This window comes from Photobacterium sp. DNB22_13_2 (assembly GCF_052873915.1).
The window spans coordinates 277,910-300,690 of record NZ_JBNNXU010000004.1 but is presented as its reverse complement, the minus strand read 5'-3'; the positions used below and the strand labels follow the sequence as shown (position 1 = coordinate 300,690).

General features: G+C 44.2%; 25 protein-coding genes and 1 riboswitch. Of the genes, 6 read left to right on the top strand and 19 right to left on the bottom strand.

The window, feature by feature from the left end; all coding sequences use genetic code 11:
• Positions 1 to 471: 471 nt before the first annotated feature.
• A complete protein-coding gene (locus tag ACVA58_RS08920; protein WP_446510079.1) occupies positions 472 to 1,059 on the bottom strand; it encodes a LysE family translocator in 588 nt (195 codons plus the stop codon).
• Positions 1,060 to 1,169: 110 nt separating this feature from the next.
• On the opposite strand from ACVA58_RS08920, the gene ACVA58_RS08915 reads away from it, so the two are divergent.
• Positions 1,170 to 1,613, top strand: coding sequence for an Lrp/AsnC family transcriptional regulator (locus ACVA58_RS08915; protein WP_446510078.1), 444 nt, complete (start codon positions 1,170 to 1,172; stop codon positions 1,611 to 1,613).
• Between the two features lie 73 nt (positions 1,614 to 1,686).
• On the opposite strand, the gene ACVA58_RS08910 is transcribed toward ACVA58_RS08915, so the two are convergent.
• From ACVA58_RS08910 to ACVA58_RS08895, 4 genes are all read right to left on the bottom strand, one after another.
• A complete protein-coding gene (locus ACVA58_RS08910; RefSeq protein WP_446510077.1) occupies positions 1,687 to 2,463 on the bottom strand; it encodes a DUF2076 domain-containing protein in 777 nt (258 codons plus the stop codon).
• A 175-nt stretch (positions 2,464 to 2,638) separates the two neighbouring features.
• Positions 2,639 to 3,208: a YceI family protein gene (locus ACVA58_RS08905; RefSeq protein ID WP_446510076.1), complete on the bottom strand. Its 570-nt coding sequence runs from the start codon at positions 3,206 to 3,208 to the stop codon at positions 2,639 to 2,641.
• Positions 3,209 to 3,745 carry a cytochrome b gene (locus tag ACVA58_RS08900; RefSeq protein WP_446510075.1) on the bottom strand — a complete coding sequence of 179 codons (537 nt, stop codon included), beginning with the start codon at positions 3,743 to 3,745 and terminating at the stop codon, positions 3,209 to 3,211. It abuts the gene before it with no gap.
• Between the two features lie 206 nt (positions 3,746 to 3,951).
• Complete coding sequence (locus ACVA58_RS08895) at positions 3,952 to 4,671, bottom strand: HAD family hydrolase (RefSeq protein ID WP_446510074.1); 720 nt, start codon at positions 4,669 to 4,671, stop codon at positions 3,952 to 3,954.
• Positions 4,672 to 4,924: 253 nt separating this feature from the next.
• Here ACVA58_RS08895 and ACVA58_RS08890 point away from each other — a divergent pair, with 253 nt between their 5' ends.
• Positions 4,925 to 5,812: a PA4780 family RIO1-like protein kinase gene (locus tag ACVA58_RS08890; protein WP_446510073.1), complete on the top strand. Its 888-nt coding sequence runs from the start codon at positions 4,925 to 4,927 to the stop codon at positions 5,810 to 5,812.
• 250 nt (positions 5,813 to 6,062) lie between these two features.
• Here the strand turns inward: ACVA58_RS08890 and ACVA58_RS08885 are convergent, their stop codons facing one another.
• The 5 genes from ACVA58_RS08885 to ACVA58_RS08865 form a co-directional block, all read right to left on the bottom strand.
• A complete protein-coding gene (locus tag ACVA58_RS08885) occupies positions 6,063 to 6,773 on the bottom strand; it encodes a phosphate ABC transporter ATP-binding protein (protein ID WP_446510072.1) in 711 nt (236 codons plus the stop codon).
• A 1-nt stretch (position 6,774) separates the two neighbouring features.
• Positions 6,775 to 7,635, bottom strand: coding sequence for a PstA family ABC transporter permease (locus ACVA58_RS08880; protein ID WP_446510071.1), 861 nt, complete (start codon positions 7,633 to 7,635; stop codon positions 6,775 to 6,777).
• Positions 7,632 to 8,498: a PstC family ABC transporter permease gene (locus tag ACVA58_RS08875; RefSeq protein WP_446510070.1), complete on the bottom strand. Its 867-nt coding sequence runs from the start codon at positions 8,496 to 8,498 to the stop codon at positions 7,632 to 7,634. The genes ACVA58_RS08880 and ACVA58_RS08875 overlap by 4 nt, the downstream gene beginning before the upstream one ends.
• A gap of 3 nt (positions 8,499 to 8,501) precedes the next feature.
• Complete coding sequence (locus ACVA58_RS08870; RefSeq protein WP_446510069.1) at positions 8,502 to 9,335, bottom strand: phosphate ABC transporter substrate-binding protein; 834 nt, start codon at positions 9,333 to 9,335, stop codon at positions 8,502 to 8,504.
• Between the two features lie 578 nt (positions 9,336 to 9,913).
• The gene (locus ACVA58_RS08865) at positions 9,914 to 10,204 is read right to left on the bottom strand and encodes a putative quinol monooxygenase (protein ID WP_446510068.1); all 291 of its coding nucleotides are present in this window, start codon (positions 10,202 to 10,204) and stop codon (positions 9,914 to 9,916) included.
• 294 nt (positions 10,205 to 10,498) lie between these two features.
• On the opposite strand from ACVA58_RS08865, the gene ACVA58_RS08860 reads away from it, so the two are divergent.
• Positions 10,499 to 11,350: a GNAT family N-acetyltransferase gene (locus ACVA58_RS08860; RefSeq protein ID WP_446510067.1), complete on the top strand. Its 852-nt coding sequence runs from the start codon at positions 10,499 to 10,501 to the stop codon at positions 11,348 to 11,350.
• A gap of 68 nt (positions 11,351 to 11,418) precedes the next feature.
• On the opposite strand, the gene ACVA58_RS08855 is transcribed toward ACVA58_RS08860, so the two are convergent.
• Positions 11,419 to 12,432 carry a GGGtGRT protein gene (locus tag ACVA58_RS08855; protein WP_446510066.1) on the bottom strand — a complete coding sequence of 338 codons (1,014 nt, stop codon included), beginning with the start codon at positions 12,430 to 12,432 and terminating at the stop codon, positions 11,419 to 11,421.
• 94 nt (positions 12,433 to 12,526) lie between these two features.
• Positions 12,527 to 13,219 (bottom strand): iron-sulfur cluster assembly scaffold protein, encoded by a 693-nt coding sequence (locus ACVA58_RS08850; protein ID WP_446510065.1) that lies wholly within the window; start codon positions 13,217 to 13,219, stop codon positions 12,527 to 12,529.
• A gap of 131 nt (positions 13,220 to 13,350) precedes the next feature.
• Positions 13,351 to 13,415, bottom strand: a riboswitch (Fluoride riboswitch).
• A 268-nt stretch (positions 13,416 to 13,683) separates the two neighbouring features.
• Between ACVA58_RS08850 and ACVA58_RS08845 the strand changes: the two genes are divergently transcribed.
• Positions 13,684 to 14,100, top strand: a complete 417-nt coding sequence (locus ACVA58_RS08845) for a hypothetical protein (RefSeq protein WP_446510064.1) — start codon at positions 13,684 to 13,686, stop codon at positions 14,098 to 14,100.
• 242 nt (positions 14,101 to 14,342) lie between these two features.
• Positions 14,343 to 15,023, top strand: coding sequence for a hypothetical protein (locus ACVA58_RS08840; RefSeq protein WP_446510063.1), 681 nt, complete (start codon positions 14,343 to 14,345; stop codon positions 15,021 to 15,023).
• 60 nt (positions 15,024 to 15,083) lie between these two features.
• Here ACVA58_RS08840 and ACVA58_RS08835 read toward each other — a convergent pair whose 3' ends face one another.
• The 6 genes from ACVA58_RS08835 to ltnD form a co-directional block, all read right to left on the bottom strand.
• Positions 15,084 to 16,586, bottom strand: a complete 1,503-nt coding sequence (locus ACVA58_RS08835) for a GntP family permease (protein WP_446510151.1) — start codon at positions 16,584 to 16,586, stop codon at positions 15,084 to 15,086.
• Positions 16,586 to 17,554 carry a D-erythronate dehydrogenase gene (gene denD, locus ACVA58_RS08830; protein ID WP_446510062.1) on the bottom strand — a complete coding sequence of 323 codons (969 nt, stop codon included), beginning with the start codon at positions 17,552 to 17,554 and terminating at the stop codon, positions 16,586 to 16,588. The genes ACVA58_RS08835 and denD overlap by 1 nt, the downstream gene beginning before the upstream one ends.
• Positions 17,555 to 17,634: 80 nt before the next feature.
• A complete protein-coding gene (gene otnI / locus ACVA58_RS08825) occupies positions 17,635 to 18,411 on the bottom strand; it encodes a 2-oxo-tetronate isomerase (protein ID WP_446510061.1) in 777 nt (258 codons plus the stop codon).
• Positions 18,411 to 19,043 (bottom strand): 3-oxo-tetronate 4-phosphate decarboxylase, encoded by a 633-nt coding sequence (gene otnC / locus ACVA58_RS08820; protein ID WP_446510060.1) that lies wholly within the window; start codon positions 19,041 to 19,043, stop codon positions 18,411 to 18,413. Before otnC ends, otnI begins: the two co-directional genes overlap by 1 nt.
• Complete coding sequence (gene otnK, locus ACVA58_RS08815) at positions 19,036 to 20,295, bottom strand: 3-oxo-tetronate kinase (protein ID WP_446510059.1); 1,260 nt, start codon at positions 20,293 to 20,295, stop codon at positions 19,036 to 19,038. The genes otnC and otnK overlap by 8 nt, the downstream gene beginning before the upstream one ends.
• A 2-nt stretch (positions 20,296 to 20,297) precedes the next feature.
• Positions 20,298 to 21,203: an L-threonate dehydrogenase gene (gene ltnD / locus ACVA58_RS08810; protein ID WP_446510058.1), complete on the bottom strand. Its 906-nt coding sequence runs from the start codon at positions 21,201 to 21,203 to the stop codon at positions 20,298 to 20,300.
• A gap of 292 nt (positions 21,204 to 21,495) precedes the next feature.
• On the opposite strand from ltnD, the gene ACVA58_RS08805 reads away from it, so the two are divergent.
• On the top strand, positions 21,496 to 22,254 hold the full coding sequence (locus ACVA58_RS08805; RefSeq protein ID WP_446510057.1) for a DeoR family transcriptional regulator: 759 nt from the start codon (positions 21,496 to 21,498) through the stop codon (positions 22,252 to 22,254).
• Positions 22,255 to 22,309: 55 nt separating this feature from the next.
• Here ACVA58_RS08805 and ACVA58_RS08800 read toward each other — a convergent pair whose 3' ends face one another.
• Positions 22,310 to 22,723 (bottom strand): hypothetical protein, encoded by a 414-nt coding sequence (locus ACVA58_RS08800; protein ID WP_446510056.1) that lies wholly within the window; start codon positions 22,721 to 22,723, stop codon positions 22,310 to 22,312.
• Positions 22,724 to 22,781: the final 58 nt, after the last annotated feature.

Sequence of the window (22,781 nt, the reverse complement as noted above, 5' to 3'; positions counted from 1 at the left end):
TGATCTTTTGGGCGATTGGTCACAAAAAAACACTTGAGAAAAGGTTTTGCTATTTCATTATTTATTGGTGGTTTTATTTGTTACCTGATGGTTGTTTTGTTGATATATATTTTAAAGGTGATTTTTTGCAGTTAAATCCTCCAAGCTGTTATTGCAAGAGGAAGCATATATGAGCATTTAAGGTGTTTCATTGCATATTAAGTTGGGTATATTGGTATTAAGCCCTTAGGACACGAAAAATTAACATATTGATGTGGGGCGATGACTTAGACCGTGGTATGTAATTTTAAAAGGAGTTAATGTTATGGCTAAACGTGTATCAAACAAACGTATTAAAGAAATTCTGGATAATGCAAAAGCGAAAAAATAGTTCTTAAAAGCCTCCAATTTGGAGGCTTTTTCATTTCTATTGACCCGTCCTACATCAAGTTGTCTTGTCCTGAAATGTGTTTACACATTTACGACTTATTATCACAACACCTGAGTCAATGATGCGATCAATAGCCCTGCCATCCCATAGTTAAACCATTTCATTTTAGCTGGTTGTTGGAGAAAAGCCTGAAGCTGTTTACCAGCATAAGTCCAGATGCTGACTGACGGTATGTTAACGATGGCGAATACCAATGAAATAAGTGCTATCCCACGCCAGTCTGACGTTGTGTTGTAGATACTGACTGTCGTAATTGCCATTGTCCACCCTTTGGGGTTTACCCATTGGAAACCGGCCGCAGAAAGGAACGACATTGGCTGATAATCGTTTTGATCTGAATGAGACGGTTTGCTGCGAGCAATCAAAAATGCGAGGTAGATAAGGTACCCAATGCTAATAACTTGCAACACTTGGTGCAACAGCGGATAGCTTTGGAAAATACCGACTAAACCTATTCCGACTAATATCACCATAAAGCTAAACCCAAAGATAATGCCCAGCATATGGGGGATCGTGCGTAAGAAGCCTACATTGGCACCAGACGTCATGAGCATGATGTTGTTTGGTCCTGGTGTAACTGTAGAGACAAAGGCAAATGCTACAAGGGCAGCGAAGTGGTGGTAATCCATAATATTGTCCGATGTTCTGTTTTAGATTAACCTGTATATTAATTAAAGAACGGGTGCATTTTGTGCCTACTTTTGCTTTTAAATTTAATTAATCACAATGATGTTGCGTTATGGATAAGTTTGACGAAAGAATATTGCAGGAGTTAAAACGTGATGGCCGGTTGACCAATGTCGAGCTGTCTCAACGGGTAGGTCTATCTGCTTCCGCCACACTCAGGCGAGTTCAGGAGCTTGAACGAAAGGAAATCATTTCAGGGTACAAAGCGATATTAAACCAGACAAAAATGGGTGTTGGGTTTATCGCTTATGTCAGTGTTGGGCTGGCAAATCACAGCAAAAAGTCACAGTTGGATTTCGAGTCTCATATCGAGCTGGCGAAAGACGTGGTGGAGTGCCATAACATCACAGGCGCTAGCGAGTATCTGTTAAGGGTCGAAACAAAGGATTTAAATGCCTATAAGCGGTTTCATGCGGATGTACTGGGAGAGATCCCTCAAGTTAATTCCATTTCGACCATGGTGGTGATGGATACACCGAAAGATGAGCGAGGCTAATAAAAGGGCAGTCGAGTGCCCTTTAGAAACTCTATATACGCAAGCACCTTGAAGGTTCTTGGCTAGAAGGTGGTTATTCGTCGCCGCCGAAGTCAAAGCCGCCGTCATCACCACCGCCACCGAAGAAATCATCATCGCTGCTAAAGCCATTATTGGCTAGTGTGTCATCAAAACCACTATTTTCGAAGCCGTCACTACCAAAGCCGGCATCACCGAAACCAGATTCGCCGAAGCCACTATCAGCTAAGTCACTGCCACCTAAACCATCAGTACCAAAACCGCCGGAATTGTCAGTATAGTCTGAGGCAAAGCTTGAAGAGTCATCTAAGAAACCACCGCTGCTTTCTTCAGCACCAGAGTTAGCTAGTGCGTCTTCTGAAGGCATTTCTTCCGTAGCCGTATCTTCTGCAACGGGGTCAGTTGTTGCCATGGTATCAGCTGCTTGTTCATCGTTATTGAACAGCATGTTGCTGATCATATTACCGGCAACCATACCAACTGCTACGCTTGCGGCAGTTTGCATAAAGCTGCCAAAAGCACTTGGTTGGTGGGTTGGTTGAGGTGGTTGAGGGGCAGGGCGGTTACCCCCCATCATTTTGCTTAATGTGCCACGGTTTGCTTCCGTCTTATGGTGATCGACACATTTTTCAAGGTATTCATTCTTTTGTTTGAGCTCTTTTAACGCCATTTCTTGCACAAGAACAGCTTGGGTAAGCTTGTAGATAGCATCATCCTGAGAGCCAATTTCATTGTTAATCAAGCTTTCTGCGTCTGAGTCTTTCGATTTATTTGGGCTTTGCTTCAGCTTGTTGGCGACATTTTGGATCAGCTCTTTTTCTTGTGGTGTCATGATTTACCTTCTCATTGAGTAGCACATTATTATGCTTTGTTTTTATGACCTTCATCCTAGCCTATGGTTCCTGTTTCAATCTGTAACCATGGGTAAATGTTATTGCTGATCGATTGAAATGCATACAAAAAATCCGGCAAATAGCCGGATTTTGCAATTAATTGACATTACACCTTTATTGGCGAACACCTTCCACATGTAGTTCGATGTCAGCGTAGCTCGATGAGCCCATAACCTGAATACCAAATTCAGCTAGCTCAATCCGGGTTGTGCCTGTAAAGCCTGCACGGTAACCACCCCATGGGTCCTCACCCTCACCAATGAACTTGGCATCGATAGCTAACGGCTTAGTTTGGCCGTGTAGGGTCAAATCACCAAAGATAGTCATTTCACCGTTGCCTTTTGGTTCGACTTTGGTTGAGGTAAAGGTAGCGGTAGAAAACTTACCGGCGTCGATGAAGTCTTCGCTGCGTAGGTGCTTATCACGCTCTGCATGGTTACTATCAAGGCTGGTGGTATCAACATTAACCATCACTTTTGAGGCTGACAAATTCTGTGGGTCATAGCTAAATGTACCGTCAAAAGTATTAAAACGGCCTTTAATAAAGCTGTACCCTAGGTGCTCAACTTTAAAGTTGATTGATGCGTGAGCACCTTTTGTATCGATAGCGTAGTCTGCCGCATTTACAAAACCAGATACCGATGCCACAGCCATAAGTCCCATGGCGATGATGTGCTTTTTCATTTACTTTACTCCCAACATTTTTTTTAGAGTGTTGTCTTTATTAATAAAGTGATGTTTAAGTGCCGCAAGGGCATGTAGGCTGGTGAGCCCGATTAGCGTGAAGGCGAGGTAGTAGTGCACCTCTCCTGCAATGTCTGCTTGATTAGGAAACAGTTCGCCCAAAGCAGGCACGGCGAACCAATCAAAAACTTCGATGGCGCGACCATCTGCGGTGGAAATGAGATAACCTGAAGTAAAAATACCGATGAGTAAGATATATATCAAAGCATGGGCCATTTTAGCCGCAGCAATTTCCCATGCCTCTCCTTCAATGGAAGGCTGCATTTTAATGTGTTTCCACACCAACCTGAAAAGAGTCAGAGCAGCTAGGCAGATCCCAACTGACTTATGCCAGTGGGGGACAGGTTTGTACCATTGAGAATAATAATTGAGATCAACCATCCATAGCCCAGCGGCAAACAAACCAATAACGGTGATTGCTGTTAGCCAGTGAATTAAGATGGATAAACCATCATATGCTTTTCTTTCCTTGTTCATCTTTCTCTACTCTATGTCACTTATAGAGATATTGTAGACACCACTGTCAGGAACATAAGTACTAACAGTTGAACAACAACATCAATTTATTTGAATAACATGCGAGAGTGGGGGAGTATTGCCGAGGGGGAAGAGTATGAGGAGAGTAACCAGATAGATATTTAAGCCATTGACAAGAAATAAGCCAATGGCTTCAAAAGAGGAAATCAACGAAGAATGTTATTATCGTGACGCCAGTCCATAATGGTCCATTCGTTCATCTGTGCATGCAATGCCAGAGCAGGATCAGGGTTGACAGCAAAGGGGCGATCGACAGCATCAAGTAAAGGCAAGTCGTTGATAGAGTCGCTGTATCCATAACTACCTTTAAAGGCAGTATCTTGTTGGTCAAGCCAAGTTTTCATCCTGATCACCTTTCCATATTGGTAACTAAGCGTACCTGTTGTCTTTCCTGTGAACTTACCATCGACCTGTTCAAGATTTATTGCAATGGCATCGTCGGCGCCTAGCATGTCAGCAATTGGTTTTACCAAGTGCTCACCAGTGGCCGAAATCACCAAAATCTTATCACCTCGGCGTTTGTGCCATTGAATTCGGCTTATGGCATCTTGGTAAAGCGCAGGTTTGATATGGTGTTTAATAAATTCGTCCACCAATACCGAAATGTCTGAGTCATCCATACCGATCATTGGCTTAAGCGTTGCCTGCATGTAGGATTCCATGTCCATCTTGCCTTTGGCATACGCTTGCATCATTTGTTTTTCTTCAACCAGAAGAGTCGAAGGGGCGACACCCTTTTCGACAAGGTAAGCACTCCATAGACTGGCAGAATCAGCCGCAATCAACGTCTCATCAAGATCGAAAATAGCAAGGTAAGGCATGACGCTAGTTGCAGGGCTATTGGTTACAGCGTTAATGGTTGTCAAACTTTTTTCCTATTATCATTATTTGTTTAAATCATTATCTACTGGCATTCGCTCAGTTTCGATAGAGAGTATTCAAGGGTTATGACAGCTAGTTTTCAACTCTGTGTACTTTTTAAGTCAGGTTTTGCATGTATCCTACATGGTGTGTGCTTTCTATTAGGGCTGCTATGGCGATGTATCACTTTATATGAAGTGATATTCAATTTGTTAGGTGGGTATTACATCTATTGGCTAACTAGGGTATAACAATGCCATGAAAATACCGAAGAGAATACAGCCTTTAGTTGACGATGGTTTGGTCGACGAGGTGACAAGCCAATTAATGAGTGGCAAAGAGGCTTCAGTGTACATAGTACGCTGTGGAGATACGATCCGTTGCGCTAAGGTGTACAAAGAGACAACTCAACGTAGCTTTAAGAAAGCAGCGGCCTATCGAGAAGGTCGCAAGGTGCGCAATAGTCGCCGCGCACGGGCTATGGAGAAAGGCTCTGGTTTTGGCCGTGAGCAGCAGGAAAAAGTGTGGCAAAGCGCAGAGGTCGATGCTTTGTATAAACTCGCTGCTGCTGGAGTTAGGGTTCCCGAACCTTTTGGCTGCTTTGACGGTGTACTGCTGATGGAGTTGGTCACTGATGACGAAGGCTATGTGGCTCCAAGGCTAAATGATGTGGTTATGTCAGCAGAGCAAGCGCGTGAAGATCATCAAACTATGATGACCTACGTGATAAAAATGCTATGCGTTGGTCTAATTCACGGTGACTTGTCTGAGTTTAATGTGCTGGTTGATGAAAAAGGTCCAGTGATTATCGATTTGCCACAAGCTGTAGACGCCTCTGCAAATAATAATGCGGAGTGGATGTTGGCGCGCGATATCAACAATATACGTGATTATTACAGCCAGTTTGCCCCTGAGTTGCGAGACACTGAGTACGCCAAAGAAATTTGGGCTCTGTTTGAAAAAGGCGATTTAACCCCTGATAGTGAGCTAACGGGAAGCTTTGAAGAGAGTGATACTGAAGCTGATATCGCAATCATTATGCAAGAAATTGATGCGGCCCGCGACGAAGAGCGATTTAGAAGGGAGCGTATTAAAGAAGCAAAAGATGGTGTAGACGAAAGCAAGTTTAACTGGGCTGAGAGCTAACAAAGTTTGTGTTGATATTGGCTCAAATGTTTACTTGTTTCTAGCTTCGAAACCTCATACAAAAAGTATTCATCTCTGTGTCAGCCGATCTTGGCTGACACGCTTACAATGTTATGTACTAAATTAAATTTAATAACTCAGGAATTAAATCTGCTAATCTATCCGTAAATGTAACATGTTGATTGACCAGCCAATGTACACCTTCTCGTCCACACGGTTTAATGAACTTTGTCGGTAGTATTTATAGCGATCATACAATTCTTCCATTTTCAAAACAGCTGATGTGATCAGCCAGCTTTTCTGTTTGCTGTGCTGAATGGGAGACCATCACGATGGTATACCGTGTAGCCAGTTGAGTAATAAGCGCCTCAATATGATCGGCCGTTTCAGGATCCAGTGAAGCAGTAGGTTCATCAAGCAGTAAAATTTCGGGTTCAAGCGCTAATGTACGAGCCAGACAAAGACGCTGTTGTTGCCCGCCAGAAAGAGAGTGAGCTGGCATGCTAAGGCGATCTTTAACGTCATCCCAGAGCGCGGCATGGTTGAGGGCAGTACGCAGTTTTTGCTGCGCAACCTGGCCCTTCAAGCCGCAGACAACGTTAAGAGGTAATAGTAAGTTCTCTTTAATCGTGCCGGGTAACAACTGCGGGTGCTGAAAAACCATGCCTACCTTCCGTCGCAACCCTGGCAGCCCTTGGGGTTTCATGGCATGAACCGACTGCGTTGTTCCGTCTAGTAACAGTTCTATTTTCCCTTGTGTATGGCAATTTTCAAAACAATCATTGAGTCGGTTGAGTGCCCTCAGAAACGTTGTTTTGCCAGAACCTGATGTACCGGTAAGCACATGAATTTGATTTTTATAAAAGTCTACACTTACGTCCGAAATTACGGCTTGGGAGCCAAATGAAATGGTGAGATTCGATACTTTACCGGCCAATTCTGGCGGCCGTTTAAACGTCATACTAAATTCTCCATGACGGTTTACGCTGTAAAAGACCGGCCACTGAAAAAATGGTGGCAGTGAGGCACAAAAGAGTGAGGGCTGCACCAAAGGCCATTTGGAGTTCTGAATCGTTTTGATACTGGGCACTGTAATAGAATATGGTAAATGGCAGCGCTTCATAACGCTCAAATATCCCCCCGGGCAATCCTGCGTTAGCAACCGCGCCTGTCAGCATGATAACCGCAGTGTCTTCAGCGGCTCTTCCCGTCGCAAGCATAATCCCCCCGATAATGCCTTTCGCAGCTTGCGGCAGCAATACAACACGCAAAGTTTGCCAACGTGACATACCAAGCGAGAGAGCCGTTATTTCAAGTGAAGGGGGCAAGGCTTGTAGAGCTGTACGGGTTGCGACTGCTAAATAGGGAATAATGAGCATCGCGAGGCATACCCCTGATAGTACTAGGCAGGTATTGGCTGAAGGAAGTAACCAGTTACGTAGAAATAAGATTAAGGTAAAGCCGAACAGCCCCATCAGAATTGACGGAATACCAGCCAAGATATCAATGCTAAGCGCCAGGATCGTTTTGAACCGTGAAGTCGTACTGGTTGCCAGCCAGATCCCGGTTGCTAGCCCGGGTAAAAGTGCTAGAGATAAGGCGCTAGCAACAACCGTCATTGTGCCAATGCAAGCTGGCCAGATTCCGTCCCATATTGGTTCAAGTCCAAATATCCCTTTGATAGGGTCAGCATCGCCAAAGAAAAGTGAAAGACTGAGTGCTGGGGCACCACGGATGATAATAAATCCAATGAAAAAACTCAGGCATAGCAGCGTTCCGATGGTACAAATAAGGCACCAGAAGTGAAATATCCGTGCCTTCATTTTGCGTCACCTGTATGTGCATTGATCTGTGCGTGTTCCATTTTTCTGATCAGTAATGTAACAGTGACACTGATCGCGAGTAATACTAAGCCAGCAGCGAAAAGTGAGTTATAAGCAGCGCTGCCATTTTCAGTGGCTATTACGAGGCCAATATGAGCGGTCAAGGTGCGAATTGAGTCAAATACGCTGGTAGCCAGTTGCGGGGCATTTCCGGCCAACATTAGCGGAAGAAGAGTATCACCAATAGCTCGGCTAAAGCCCAGCAACGCGGCAGAGGCCATTGCTTTTGTCGTGTTGGGTAAGATGATATATAAAATTGTTTGTGTATCGGTAAAGCCCATCGAGGCTGATGCTAAGCGGATCTGATTTTCCAGTGGACGACAGTGAGTGTCTAACATCATGATCATAACGGGTAAAATTAATAGTACAACCATGGCAGCCGCGGCGAGCAGACTAAAACCAGAGCCACTCTTGAAGGTTTCTCGTATTAATGGAACAAGTAAAAATACAGCAGAAATCCCATACACAACCGTCGGGACCCCGGCCATCAGTCGGATAATACGTCGGATCCAAATGGCTATTTTCCTATAACGACTGAACAGACAAAATCCCGTGATACCAATCGCAACAGGGAAGGCCAATGATAGTGCCATCAAACCGATCAGCCCGGAGCCGATGATCATCGATGAAATGCCATATTGCCCTTGTTCTGGACGCCAGTTCAGCGATAAAACCTGTGTATCTGTATTAAAGAATACAGGCAAGGCGAACCAGAACAAAAAGCCAAATAACAACATCATGAATACAAAGACGATGGCAACAAGTACCATGAGTATCCGCTCTGTCGTGATCAGGGATCTCATGGATTAGTTGTTGCTGACTGGGATATATCCAGACGCTCGGATAAATTCAGCCCCTTGTGGGCTGTAGATATAATCAATGAGTTCTCGAACTAGCCCTTGAGGCTGGCCTTTGGTATTCATGTAAAGCCGGCGCACAACAGGGTATTCTCCTGATTCACAAGCTTCATTAGTTGGCTGCACATTGTCTAGCGCTGGCGCTTTAACCATGTCATCTATATAGCCGACACTGCTGTATCCAACGGCACCAGGATCACGTGCGATGGCAGTTTTCATTGCGCCATTAGACGGTACGACATTGGCGTGATTGACTATCGGTGAGTTGTGAAGCAATTTGTCTACAAAGATGGCGCGGGTGCCGCTGGCCTCATCTCGGGTAAATGTGTTGATAGTGCGGTCATCTCCACCAAGCTCTTGCCAGTTGGTGATTTTTCCCGCATAGATATCGGCCACCTGTTGTTGGGTTAAAGCCTGAATTGGGTTTGATGGGTTGATGATAATTGCGACACCGTCGATAGCGAAGGGAAAAGAAATTAGTCCGAGATTTACTTCACTAGGTTTCAGTGGTCGACCAGTGTTTCCGATATCAACTAGCCCTTTGGCCGCTTGTTGGGCTCCTACACCGGATCCCCCACCGGCAATTGTTATACGGATCTCATTATTGCTCTGCATAACAGCCTTTGCCGCCTGTTTCATTACGGGAATATGCGCGGTTCCTCCGGCGATATTGATCGTTCCGGAAAGCCCTTCGAATCTTTCGAGATCAGAAGCTTGTGTGAAAGTTGATACAAAACACAAGCCACAAAGAAGTAGCTTGCTGAAACCAGATTTGAGTCGCATAAAATCTCCTTTTTATTGAAACTGAAGCGCAGGGAAAGCATCAGGGATGCATCAGATGCCTATATAAAATGTAAAGACTACGCTTACCAATCTGACAAAACAATATGTACGACAAATGAATTGTGACATTACTATCTGATTTGAATCACAATTTAAGAATGGAAGTGATTAATTGCGGTGGCTCAACTCATTGTTGCGGAAACTACCCTCATAGCCCTAATGAACCTGATGTAATACTGAACGTTAAATTTATCTTGATGGTTACTTCGCTGTAGTCGTTACTGTGACAGATTTAGACGATGCCTCTATGAATTGCCGTCCGTTTACGTGTTTTTTAAACAAGTCCATCTGTCATTTTCCATGTTAAGCAAAGTGACCAGTATAAATAACAGAGGGGTACAGACTGAGAGGTCAGTCTAAAGAGGGAAGGGTGCTTACTAAAATCGAATCCCTTGTTGATTTTAAACAAAGTAAAATATCGCCACAGTGAGATTCAGTGGTAACTTGCATTTGCGCAGCAGCGCATTCGTCACCAATGGCACAAGTACCAATGGTGACGAATGAATACTTTGACAGGGTTAATCGATCTGTGACATTTCGTTTAGGATAAATTGCTCTACACAGCCCTCGGTTGCTGCCATGTAATCAGCAAGGTGTTGATTACCCATGTGCTTTTGCCATAACTCACGAGATGTCCAGTTTTCGAAAAACAGGAAGTGGGCTGGGTTCTCGTTGTCTTGATGAAGATCGTAATTAATACAACCTTCCTCTGCGCGAGTGATGTCGATTAGCTTTAGTAGTTCCGCTTTTACAAGTTCAACGTTATCTTCTTTTGCAATGATGTTGGCTACGATAGTTAGCTTGGTCATGTGTCTTCCTCTATTCGAAACTGTGTTTGTTTTATTGATAGTTGTGTTTGTCTATACCGTGTTGATGTAGTGAATAGTAGATGGATATTAGTCTTCTGAAAACAGCTCTGCTTTTGATTTATTATCAAAAATTAATTGAGAATTAAGGCTCGGTTTATGCTAGCGAGATGAGTGAGCGGAATAATGTTGCGAGTAAGGTGGCAATAAAGGGCTTTAATGCGGCGTTCAAGACAAAAAACAATCTACTCTTAGCCTAACTTTGTGAAATGTAGATGAGATGTATGAGGGGCTGTGATGACTGACAAAAAATACAACATCAAAGTAATGTCAAAGCAGGATTTAGCATTGGCAATTGATTGGGCTGCTGCAGAAGGCTGGAACCCAGGGCTTCACGATATTGAATCATTTTATGCAGCTGACCCAAAGGGTTTTTTGATGGGGTATCTAGGTGATGAGCCTATCGCGTCGATCTCAGTGGTCAAATATGACGGCAGTTACGGCTTTTTAGGGTTCTACATCGTTAAGCCTGACTATCGAGGCAAAGGTTATGGCTTCAAGTTATGGGAAGCAGGTTTAGCTTATCTGAAAGGTTGTAATGTTGGATTAGATGGCGTTGTCGAACAGCAAGGTAACTATCAACAATCAGGGTTTAAGCTCGCCTATGGCAACATTCGTTTTGAAGGATTGGGTGGAGGAGTTAAGCCGGATGGTATTGGTTTGGTTGACCTGTGTGAACTGCCATTGAGTGAAGTATTGGACTATGACCACGCCTTTTTCCCTGCTGATAGACAGAGATTTTTACAACACTGGATAAAACAAACCGGTTCATCGGCATTGGGTATTAAGCAATCGGGCAGGTTGGTAGGGTATGGTGTGATCAGGCCATGTCGTAATGGATTTAAAATAGGCCCGTTATTTGCCAATGATGCGTTATTGGCTGAGGAACTATTCCTCGCTTTGAGATCCAAAGCATCACCGAGTGATAATGTTTACCTTGATGTACCGGAAGTTAACTTGCCGGGTGTTGCATTGGCTGAGAAATATAATATGGAGCCAGTGTTTACTACTGCACGGATGTACACGGGTGACATTCCCGCCATTTCGGTGAGTTGTACATACGGGGTAACAACGTTTGAGCTTGGTTAAGTTATTTGCCCAGTTGCAGTGATAAATACAAGACTGGGCAAATCGTTCTATATGAATAGGCTGTGTGATTACTGATCTGATGAATGCATTGCTTGCTCAATAGCAACTGCAACCGCGACAGTAGCGCCGACCATAGGGTTGTTACCCATACCAATTAATCCCATCATTTCAACGTGAGCAGGTACAGATGATGAACCTGCAAACTGCGCATCGCTGTGCATTCTGCCCATGGTGTCTGTCATACCATAAGATGCTGGACCTGCCGCGACATTATCGGGATGTAAAGTACGTCCAGTACCACCACCTGAGGCGACAGAAAAGTAGGCTTTGCCTTGTTCTAACCGTTCTTTTTTATATGTACCAGCGACAGGGTGCTGGAAGCGTGTTGGGTTGGTAGAGTTGCCCGTAATAGAAATATCCACTTTTTCATGGTGCATGATAGCGACGCCTTCTTGTACATCATCGGCACCATAACAATTGATCTCGCCGCGAGTTCCTTGAGAGAAACGACGTTCAGAGACAATATTGAGTGATCCTGTGTCGTAGTCATACTGGGTTTGGACGTAGTTAAAACCATTAATACGAGAGATTAAATACGCCGCGTCTTTGCCCAAGCCATTTAAGATCACCCTAAGAGGCTGTTGACGGACTTTGTTGGCATTGAGGGCGATTTTGATAGCTCCTTCTGCTGCGGCATAAGATTCATGGCCCGCGAGGAAACAGAAACATTGAGTTTGCTCACTGAGCAGGCGAGCAGCAAGTTTTCCGTGTCCTAAACCGACTTGCCGCTGATCGGCTACCGAGCCTGGAATACAAAATGCTTGCAGGCCTTGACCAATGTAGTCAGCTGCTTGAGCTGCGCTTTTGCATTCTTCTTTTAATGCGATGGCTGCACCTAGTACGTAGGCCCAAGCAGCATTTTCAAACGCGATGGGTTGGGTGTCCTTGACGATGTCGTATGGGTTAACTTTATGTTCTTTACAGAAGCTCAAAGCGTCCTCTAATGAACTGAATCCGTACTGGTCAAGTAGAGGCTGGATTTGGTTGATGCGGCGATCATAGTTTTCAAATAGAGCAGCCATAATGATGTCCTCAGGGGTATTAATAGTTTTTAATGCTTTGGCTTAAAAATTAAAAGTGATGCTGTTACTTTTCTAGCTGATACAGTTGCACCAACTATTGATGGCGAGGGTCAATGGTTCTGACTGCCTCATTAAAACGGCCGTATTGACCTGTTGCTAAATCCATTGCCTCTTCGGCAGGGGTTTCCTTACCGATCAACTCCATCATTTTTCCAAGATTGACAAAGCGATAACCGATGATTTCATCGTTTTCATCCAATGCTAGTTGTGTAACGTAGCCTTCTGCCATTTCCATATATCGCGGACCTTTTGCTCGGGTACCATAATGGGTGCCAATTTGGCTGCGAAGTCCTTTGCCTAAATCTTCTAGTCCAGCGCCAATTGGCAGACCATCTAATGAGAAAGCAGTTTGGGTTCGGCCATACACGTACTGCAAGAAAATTTCACGCATCGCAACGTTTATTGCGTCACATACCAAGTCTGTATTGAGCGCTTCAAGAATGGTTTTTCCCGTGATTAACTCAGAGGCCATCGCCGCTGAGTGGGTCATGCCTGAACAGCCAATTGTTTCGATAAGAGCTTCTTCGATGATGCCGTCTTTGACATTTAGGGTGAGTTTGGCAGCGCCTTGTTGAGGCGCGCAGGTACCAACACCATGGCTAACACCAGAAATGGCGATGACTTCTTTTGGATGAACCCAGCGGCCTTCGACGGGAATAGGTGATGATGCATGATGTGGCCCTCTTTGAATCGGGCACATATTTTGGATTTCGGTTGAATATTGCATGTTGCTTGCTCACTTATAACGGATAAACGCTTGAGCAAAGAATGGAAGAGGAGTGATAAACACTAACAACATAGGTCTAGGGCTACACAAAGCATAGTTATCCTAGGCAATACCTCGGCCATTCATTGCCGCTGTTGTTAGACGTCATCATCCCGGGTAGGGCGGTTAAAGGAGGAACATCATCTCCCACCAACAAGTATCTCGTTGATGAAATTACTATACGCCTTTGATGGAAAATTGAACGATCTGAATTGCCAATCCTTGTTTTCATTTTTGATAGGAGCGTATTGTAAAAATGAAATGTAAATAAATTTTTCGTCGTTTATCAACAGATCAATTACTTAAATAAAACCATTAATATTTTCATGGTTTTTTCCGTTTGTCCTGACGTAATTTTACAGAAATCGAACATTGTTTTTCACTGTAGGAGGTAACCTAGCGCCATAAAAGAGTGGAGTATAACCATGAAATTACAACTTAGAGCGGAATCAAAGCAATCTGCAGTGGCGGTAAGGCCTTGGAAAAAAACAATAGTTACCAGTATGGTCGCTGTTGCAATCATGACGTTTGGCTTAGCAACGCCTAGTGTGGCAGAAGCGAAGGGGCACAAGCATGGACATCATCACCATAAACACCACAAACATAAGCATAAGCACCATAAGCACCATAAACACCATGTCGTGGTTGTGAAGAAAAAGCCCAAAAAACATAAGAAAGTTGTGGTCGTACATAAGTACCCCAAGCACCGCCATTACCACCGTAGTCGCCTACCTGAAATAGCTACATTTGCAGTTATCGCAGGTGCGACCTACGCAATAATTGATAATCATTACTATAAACGTCGTGGTGATGGTTATGAGTATGTGACGAAGCCAAGATAAATAAGGCAAGAGCCCTGTAAAGCAGGGCTCCTTCATTCTGTGTAAATTTCAAACACTGTTCATAATTTATTAGAGTGGGTTAACAACATTCTGCCTTTAATCTGTTATAGTCCATTTATAAACTGAATTTATGCCTAAAGTAATGAGTTAGGCTAGTTATTAAGTGAATATTTTTGCTTAAAAATCGAACGGTGTTTTATTTCCGTCTTGAAAAATATTGATTTTGATTTATTGGTGAAGGGATGAAAAAACTAGCATTAATGGCAGTTGCCTCTATGTTCCTTTATGGGTGTGCTAGCCCAAGTGTTGATGAGCCATCTTCGGTGATCCCCGTTGACTTGAAGAAGAGTGATCTGATTCAGGTGCTGAGTGATAAGGCAACGACAGACGTACTGGATATTCAGTACCTGCTTTCAGACGCGGAGATGACCAATAAAGACATGGTTGAATTTAGGGAGCAGCTCATTTTAGCGTTAGGTCAGGAGGAAGTGAATAATAGCTTTATCCCGCAATCTGAAATTGAAAACCTGTCTGCTCTCGCGAAAGTAAAACCTGACGGTTGCTACGTGAAAGAAGAGTATGAGTACTATAGCCCTCAATTACAGGAAGATGTCATTTTTGTTGTAGAAAATATGAGAGTGTGTGCGAAAGATAATGATTACGTAGCACTGGATAGTAGTATTGGGGATTTTCAAATAAATGTGAAGTATGACGATACGGTGATGACTACAACCCGCTATGCGTCTAATTTTCATAATGATGTGAAAATTGATGAAAAATCCTACTCATCTCTTTCTGTGGGTAAGCTAACGTTGACGGAAAAGATGTTGTCGTTTGAAACCGAGTCAGGCCTTGTTTATGACGTTGATAGAAAAGGTGTTGTAACTCGAAGTGATATTGGGTTGATTGGGGTGATCCACTGAGCGAATAATAAAAGGGGAGGCTGTTTAGCCTCCCTATTTATCACTGAACTAAATTATCAATTAAGAACTTGAAGGTGCAAAGTGCTCACCATTTTTCTTGTCGTATGAACGAATGAACATGAAACATCCAGCCAATACTATAAGTGGAAGTAATGGGTCGATAATTGAACCTTGTGTGCCAAACACTAGGTTTAATACCATAACAAGAGTGCCGCCAATAGACCAAGCGATAGTTGTTGGGATAGTCCATATAACAAGCTGTTTCTTGACTTCAGTGACGCCCATTAAGCGGTTAACAATATGGAACAGAGAATCGTTGAAGTAACCAGCAAACAAGCTACCCATGGTTGCCGCTGTTGCGGCGAACAGCAGGTTTATCCCTGGGATTTCAACTAGCACTGGTGCTGAAATGGATGCTGCAGTGATCATTGATACTGTACCACTACCTTGAATAATACGTACCAGTGTCGCGATAATAAATGGGATCATTATTGGTGATATAGGTAATGATGCAACTTGGTTGGCGATTTCTGCACCAGCTCCTGTTTCACGCAGGACAGCCCCTAATGCACCACCTGCACCAGTTACTAGCAAGATAATGCCGCAGGTTGAAATCCCTTCTTCCATTTTGTCTGTTACTTGCTCTTTACTTAGGTGATCACCCAATGTGTAAATGGCAAGCAATGTAGCAATGGAGAGAGCGATAACAGGGCTACCGACAAAATCAATAAATTGGCCAATGATACTTTGTGAGAGCCCTTCAAAGCCGAAATTACTTTCAAATAAAGCCATTAGAGATTTGAATAGGATCAGAACAATTGGAACAATAATTGGTGATATAGATCGCGCAAGTGAAGGTAAGTTCTTTTCTTTCTTACTGGCAAGGTAATCAGTGTGGTCTTGCTCAAGCTGTGCGCTTGATTTATTTAATTGTTCAACCGGTATGAATTCAGGGAAGTGCTTTTCAAGCCAGCGTGCGTACCAAACGATGCCCATGATACAAGGTGCTGCCACGGCAAGGCCTAAACCTAGCATTGAAGCCAAATCAACACCAAAAATACTAGCGACACCAAGCGGGCCTGGCGTTGGTGGGATAGCATGGTGCGCGACAACAAGGCCACCTGCGAGTGCAACGGTTAAGGTTAGAATTGAACGCTGGGACGTTTTCGATAAAGACTTAGCAATAGGGTAAAGAATAATTAGTGCGCTATCGACAAATACCGGGATAGAGACGATATAGCCCGTTACAGCCAACGCCATTTCTTCTTTCTTTTTACCTAACCATTTAATGAAGTGGTAGGCGATGGATTCACCGGCGCCTGTTGTTTCTAAAATAGCGCCCATCATAACACCGAGGCCGATAACAATACCTATGCCTCCCAAGGTACCACCAAAACCTGCGCTAATGGTCGACATCGTATCATTGACACTCAGCCCGCCGATAATACCGGCAATACACGCAGCAGCAATCATAGCGATAAGCACGTGTACTTTTGTACGAAGTACTAGGTATACCAGAACAGCCACGGCAATAATCAGGCCGACAACAGATGTAGGAAGGATCATAATGTGGCCTCCGTTTGTTTTTGCTCTGAATGAATAAAGTGGGCGAGAACGTCAGTGAAGCTACTGTCTGCGACAAAACCTAAGCTAAGTTCGATATCATTATTGATGCACTGTGGCCAGCTGCTGACAATTCGGTCAATCTGTAGATCGATATCAAATGAAATGTAATCCGATAAATCCTTTTCTGTTATCGCATTCATTGTTGTGATCATTTCTGATGGGGTGACTTGGATTCCCGGTAGGTTAAGAGTACGGAAACTAAGTTTGGTGAGTTGGTCTGCTTTAATCAGGCCGGCTTTTAGGATGTTCTCAACTACTTTATTTGGGCTAGAGACCCATAGTTTCAAGTCTGGATCGACAGGGCAGTTTGACTCTTGGCCATTGAGAGGCTCACGAATAATACCGCTGACAAAAGAGCTGGCTGCCTTATTCGGTTTGCCAGGACGGATACAGATAGTGGGTAGTCTAACTGTTACAGCGTCGACATAACCTTTACGGGAATAATCATTAACCAAGAGCTCACCAATGGCTTTCTGGGTGCCATAACTAGATACTGGCTGCATGGCAGTCATTGGAAGTATTTCGTCAGGGAGTTTGCCACCGAACACGGCGAGTGAGCTTGAGAATACAAATCGGATATCAGGGTTGGTATGGCGGCATTTCTCAAGTAATAATTGGGTGATGCTTAGGTTAACTGACATACCCAGATCAAAGTCTGCCTCGGCATGGCTAGAAACAATAGCGGCCAAATGAAAGACGTGTGTCACATCATTGGTGATAATTTTGTCGATATTTTGCGGAAGGGTCATATCTATATTGATAGATTCTATTCTTGAATCAGAGCCAGTTAGCCGAGACTCTTGAATGTCGACAAGGGTGATTTTTTTAACATCATTGTTTTTGAGCAGAGATTCGGCAAGTAGGGTACCGATAAATCCAGCTCCGCCAGTAATCACTATATTCATTTTCATTCCCTGTTTATAATTCACGTCGTTAGAATGGGTAGCCAATTAAGAGGCATGGCTACCGATTATTTTTTATTGATTTATAAGTAAAGCTGAACCCATTGCAGGCCAGCTTTAGTACCGTTTTTAGGGTTATATTCGCACCCTATCCATCCGGTGTAGCCAGATTCATCAAGCACATTGAACAGGTGCGGGTAGTTCAATTCACCTTCGCTTGGCTCGTGGCGATCAGGCACTGAAGCAATCTGGATATGACCGGTGTAGTCAGCCAAGTCGCGGATAAGTACCGTAAGATCACCGTCCATTATCTGGGCGTGGTAGAGGTCGAGCTGCAGTTTTACATTAGGACGATCAACTTGCTTGATTAGCTCAACTGCATCACGTTGACCCGAAATAAAGTAGCCTGGTACATCGCGGTTGTTCAGAGGCTCAATCATCAGCTCAATACCGTGCTCGGCAAACACATCAGCCGCAAAGCGGAGATTACTAATAAAAGTAACTACGTGTTGTTGGTAGCTGAAGTTGCTATCAACTATTCCTGACATTGCGTGCACTTTTTTGCAGTTCAAGGTGAGGGCGTAGTTTAATGCTGTATCGACACTGGCACGGAACTCATCTTCACGACCTGGAATAGCGGCGAAGCCACGCTCGCCCGTATCCCAATTACCCGGAGGCATATTGAAGAGTGCTTGTTCGAAGCTATATTTCTTCAACTCACTAGCCAACACTTCTGCGTCATAGGCGTAAGGGAATAGGTATTCCACGGCTTTGAAGCCAGCACGATGAGCTTGTTCGAAGCGCTCTAAAAAAGGTACTTCGGTAAAAAGCATGGTGAGATTTGCTGCGAATTTAGCCATTACTTGCCTCTCCCTTGTAGGTCTGTGATTTCTTCTTTGCTAAGGTATCGAATTGATTGGCCATCAAGCATTAATGCCAATTTCGCGGTTTCCTCTAGTTCCTCTGCATTGTCTACAGCATTAATGAGGTCTGTTCCTGTGATGACTGGGCCGTGGTTTGCTAGCAAGAAGGCGCGGTAATCTGCGGCGCGTTTTGCCAACTCTTCGGCAATGCGCGGATCGCCTGGGCGAAGGTATGGGATAACCGGTAATTCACCGATACGCATGACGAAGTAAGGGGTAAATGGCTTAATCGCATTGTTGGTATCTAGTCCTTCCAAACACGACAGTGCCGTCAAGTAAGTTGAATGCAAATGTACTACTGCATTGCACTTATGGTTGTTACGGTAAATTGCCAAATGGAACGCCACTTCTTTTGATGGGCGGTCACCTGAAATGTGGTTGCCATCAATATCAACTACCGATAAACGTTCGGCATCTAGTCGGCCAAATGAAGACCCGGTTGGTGTGGCTAGGAAGTATCCACTTGGCAGTTTGAGAGAGAGGTTACCTGCACCGCCAGTGGCGTAACCTCGTTCGAACATCGAACGAGCAAGCGTTACCATCTGCTCTCTGAGTTGTTGTTCAGTCATGGTAGAACCCTTGTGCCGTTTCAAAGAAATTAACGTCACCAAAGTTGCCTGACTTCAACGCCAGCGATAAGCTGCTGTCGATGGCTTTCACCCAAGGTACGCCCGGTGCAATCTGAGGGCCAATATGGAAGCCTTTAACTCCAAGGCTTTGAGTGACCACTCCCGAAGTTTCGCCGCCAGCCACAATAAAGTTCTGTATGCCACTTTCTTTGAGCTGGTGTGCTAACTGGCTGAAGAATTGCTCGACAGCATGGCTTGATGCCTGAGCTCCGTATTGGATTTGAATCGCTTTGAGCACTTCAGGTTCTGCGGTGGCGTAAACCATAGGGGCAAAATCTGCGTCTAAATTTTCTAGTACCCACTGGAAAACGGATTCACAGTAATCGTCTTGCTCTAGGCAAGCTTTAACATCCAGCGCTAAGTGCGGCGCTTTAGTTGTGTAGATGGCAACTTGCTGGTTGGTCATCACTGAGCATGAACCAGATAGAACTACCGTTTTGGCTTGTTGCGGTTTACCCGATTGTTTTGCTGAAGATTGATCACTTAAGTGTTCTGTCCAATTTTTAGCAATGCCAGAAGCAAGGCCTGAACCACCAGTGATCAACGTGAGTGATTTTGCAGCTTCTCCCAACGTCTCAAGATGTAACTGGTTGAATGCATCGACGACCGCATAGCGCTTACCTTCTTGCGCAATGGCTGTGAATTGCTCTGTTACAGCTTGGGCTCCTTGCTCAATAGTTTGGTAGTTCACCAACCCGGTAGCACCTTGTGATTGCGCATCCATCAGGCGCACAAGGCTTGAATCTGTCATTGGCGTAACAGGGTGGTTTCGCATGCCTGAATCAGATAGCAGTTCACCCATCACAAACAAATGGCCGTTGAATACTGTACGTCCATTAACCGGTAGGGCAGGGCAGACGATGGTGAAATTTTCGTTCAGCGCATCAAGCAACGCATCAGTGACTGGGCCAATATTGCCTTCGCTGGTACTGTCGAAGGTTGAGCAATATTTAAAGTAGAACTGCTGGCAACCTTGTTGCTGTAGCCAATTCAGGGCTGCAACAGACGTATCAATTGCTTCGTCTACCGGGCAAGAGCGTGATTTCAGGCTAATAACGACCGCATCGGCTTCTATATCGAGTTCGGTTTCCGGTACACCATTGAGTTGGATGGTACGCATGCCGTTTTCAACCAGAAAACCTGCAATGTCCGTTGCGCCGGTAAAATCATCGGCAATAACACCTAGTAGCATGATTATTGCTCCTTGTTAGGTAGGTTAATGCCATCGAAAATCTTAATTACGGCGCTGTCGTCTTCTTGACCGAAGCCGGCATTGCTGGCACTCGTGAACATATTCAGTGCGGTAGAGGCCAAAGGAAGAGGGAATTTTAGATCTTTGGCGGTATCAGAGACCAAATTCAGATCTTTAACAAAGATATCGACCATCGACGTTGGTGTGTAGTCACCATCAACGACATGCTTCATGCGGTTTTCGAACATCCAGGAGTTTCCTGCGGCGTTAGTCACCACGTCGTACATTAAATCCAGTGGGATATTGGCACGGGCGGCCAGTGCCATAGCTTCAGCGCCAGCTGCTATGTGAACACCGGCAAGTAGCTGGTGGATGATCTTCACTGTGGCACCCAAGCCGATCTCAGTGCCAATGTTGTAAACCTTACCTGCTGTTGCATCGAGTACCGGCTTGAGCTTGGTAAACGCGACTTCCGAGCCCGAAGCCATGATGGTCATTTCACCGATGTCGGCTTTTGCTGCACCACCTGAAACTGGTGCATCAAGCATGATGAGCTGACACTGTTGCAGACCTGCTTCAATGATTTTTGCATCTTCTGCTGAAATAGTGGCAGATACCATTACTGCAGTGCCGGGCCGGAGTTGTTCTGCAAGTTGGTTATCAAAGAGTACCGCTTTAGCCTGACGGGCATTCACAACTAATAGCAAGACTGCATCGAGTACTTGGGCGAAGTCAGCACAGTTGTGTGAAACACCTTTTGCACCGGCTTGTTCGAGTTCTTTTAGTGCGTAGGTGCTTAAGTCGATACCATAAGTATCAAGGCCAGCACGAATACAAGACTTTGCCGCGCCCATGCCCATTGAACCTAGACCAATTACGGCAACTGATTGTAATTGTTGACTTTCCATTTGCCTCTCCATGTTAACTTTTGTGAATTTCTGTTCTTGTTTGTGATTCTATGATGCTTTTTTGCAAAGATGAAGGCGCAGCTTCACACTTTTTAACAGTGATGGTGATAAAAAGTGTGAATTGTTGATGTGAATATTTGGCTGGATTTTGAATTTATTAAAGGATAATTAGTTAAGACCCTGAAAGGTTAGAGAATAATCAAAGAAAGCCTTATCAAATGCTCACATTTATTCACATGGATGGTCGACTGATGTTAAGATGCGTGCAAGTCAGCTATATAGAAGAAGCATTATGATTCCGGCAGAACGACAGCGAACTATCCTCTCATTGTTGGGGAATCAGGAAGTCATCAGCATCAGTGAATTGACTCACCAACTTGATGTATCACACATGACGATCCGTCGTGATATTGCCAAGTTAGAGTCCGACGGGCGAGTAATGTCAGTGTCTGGTGGGGTCCAGTTGACGGAGAGTATTCACAGTGAACTTTCACATGATGTGAAGATAAACCAGCATCGAAATGAAAAGGCCGACATTGGCTTTTATGCGTCACAGTTGATTAAGCCGAATATGACGATTTATCTCGATGCGGGTACCACGACGTTAGAAATAGCCCATCAGTTAAATCATCGAGATGATCTATTAGTGATCACCAATGATTTTGCTATTGCCTATTACCTGATGAACCATGCCGAGTGCTGTATCTACCATACTGGTGGCAAGGTGGATAAGGGGAATCAGTCTTGTGTTGGACAACAAGCGACACATCTATTGCGAGAAATGAACATTGATTTGGCATTTGTTTCTACGTCTTCTTGGAACCAACGTGGGATCTCAACGCCAAGCGAAGAAAAGGTATTGGTAAAAAAGGCCATTATTGCTTCGTCGCAACAAAGTTATCTCGTTAGTGATTCATCTAAATACGGCAAAGTGGCAACATTCCACGCTATTGATATTGAATGTTTTGACAAAGTGATTACTGACAGTGATTTTCCGACAAGCTGTATTGATGATTTTAATGAGCGCGGCATTACTGTTGATGTTGTTTAATGGGTGTTTTATTTTGCATCCCTTTAGTTAAAAGGGATGCAATAATTTCTTCTAGCTAACTTTTGGCCTCAATAAAAGGCCGTTGAGCTTCAAAACCATTCATGAATAAACAACGGTGCGTATACGCTGATGTGAGTAACATATGATGATCAACCTCTGTGTAGCGCTTTTTCGCACGCTCAGCAAAGTAAAGGTATTCACTATTTGTACGGCTGATGATGGACTCAGCTGCTTTTTCTGGAACATTAAATTCAGTCACCAGAGATTGGTAGCTGGAACGGTGAATCTTATACCTTTGGTTTTCTAAGTAATTAGCCGCTGCTAGGCAGGTTGCTTCTTCATTCAATTCATACATCATTTCTTCAGGAGCAAGCTGGCGAGGTTGAACTTCTTTGCTTACATCGGCGAAAACTGTAGTACTGGATGCTGCACTAGTTAAAAGAATAAAAAATAAGGTTATTGCTTTCATGGTTAGTTGCTTTTAAATGTGGTGCTTTCGAAAATAGCAGTAATCGATGACACCTTTA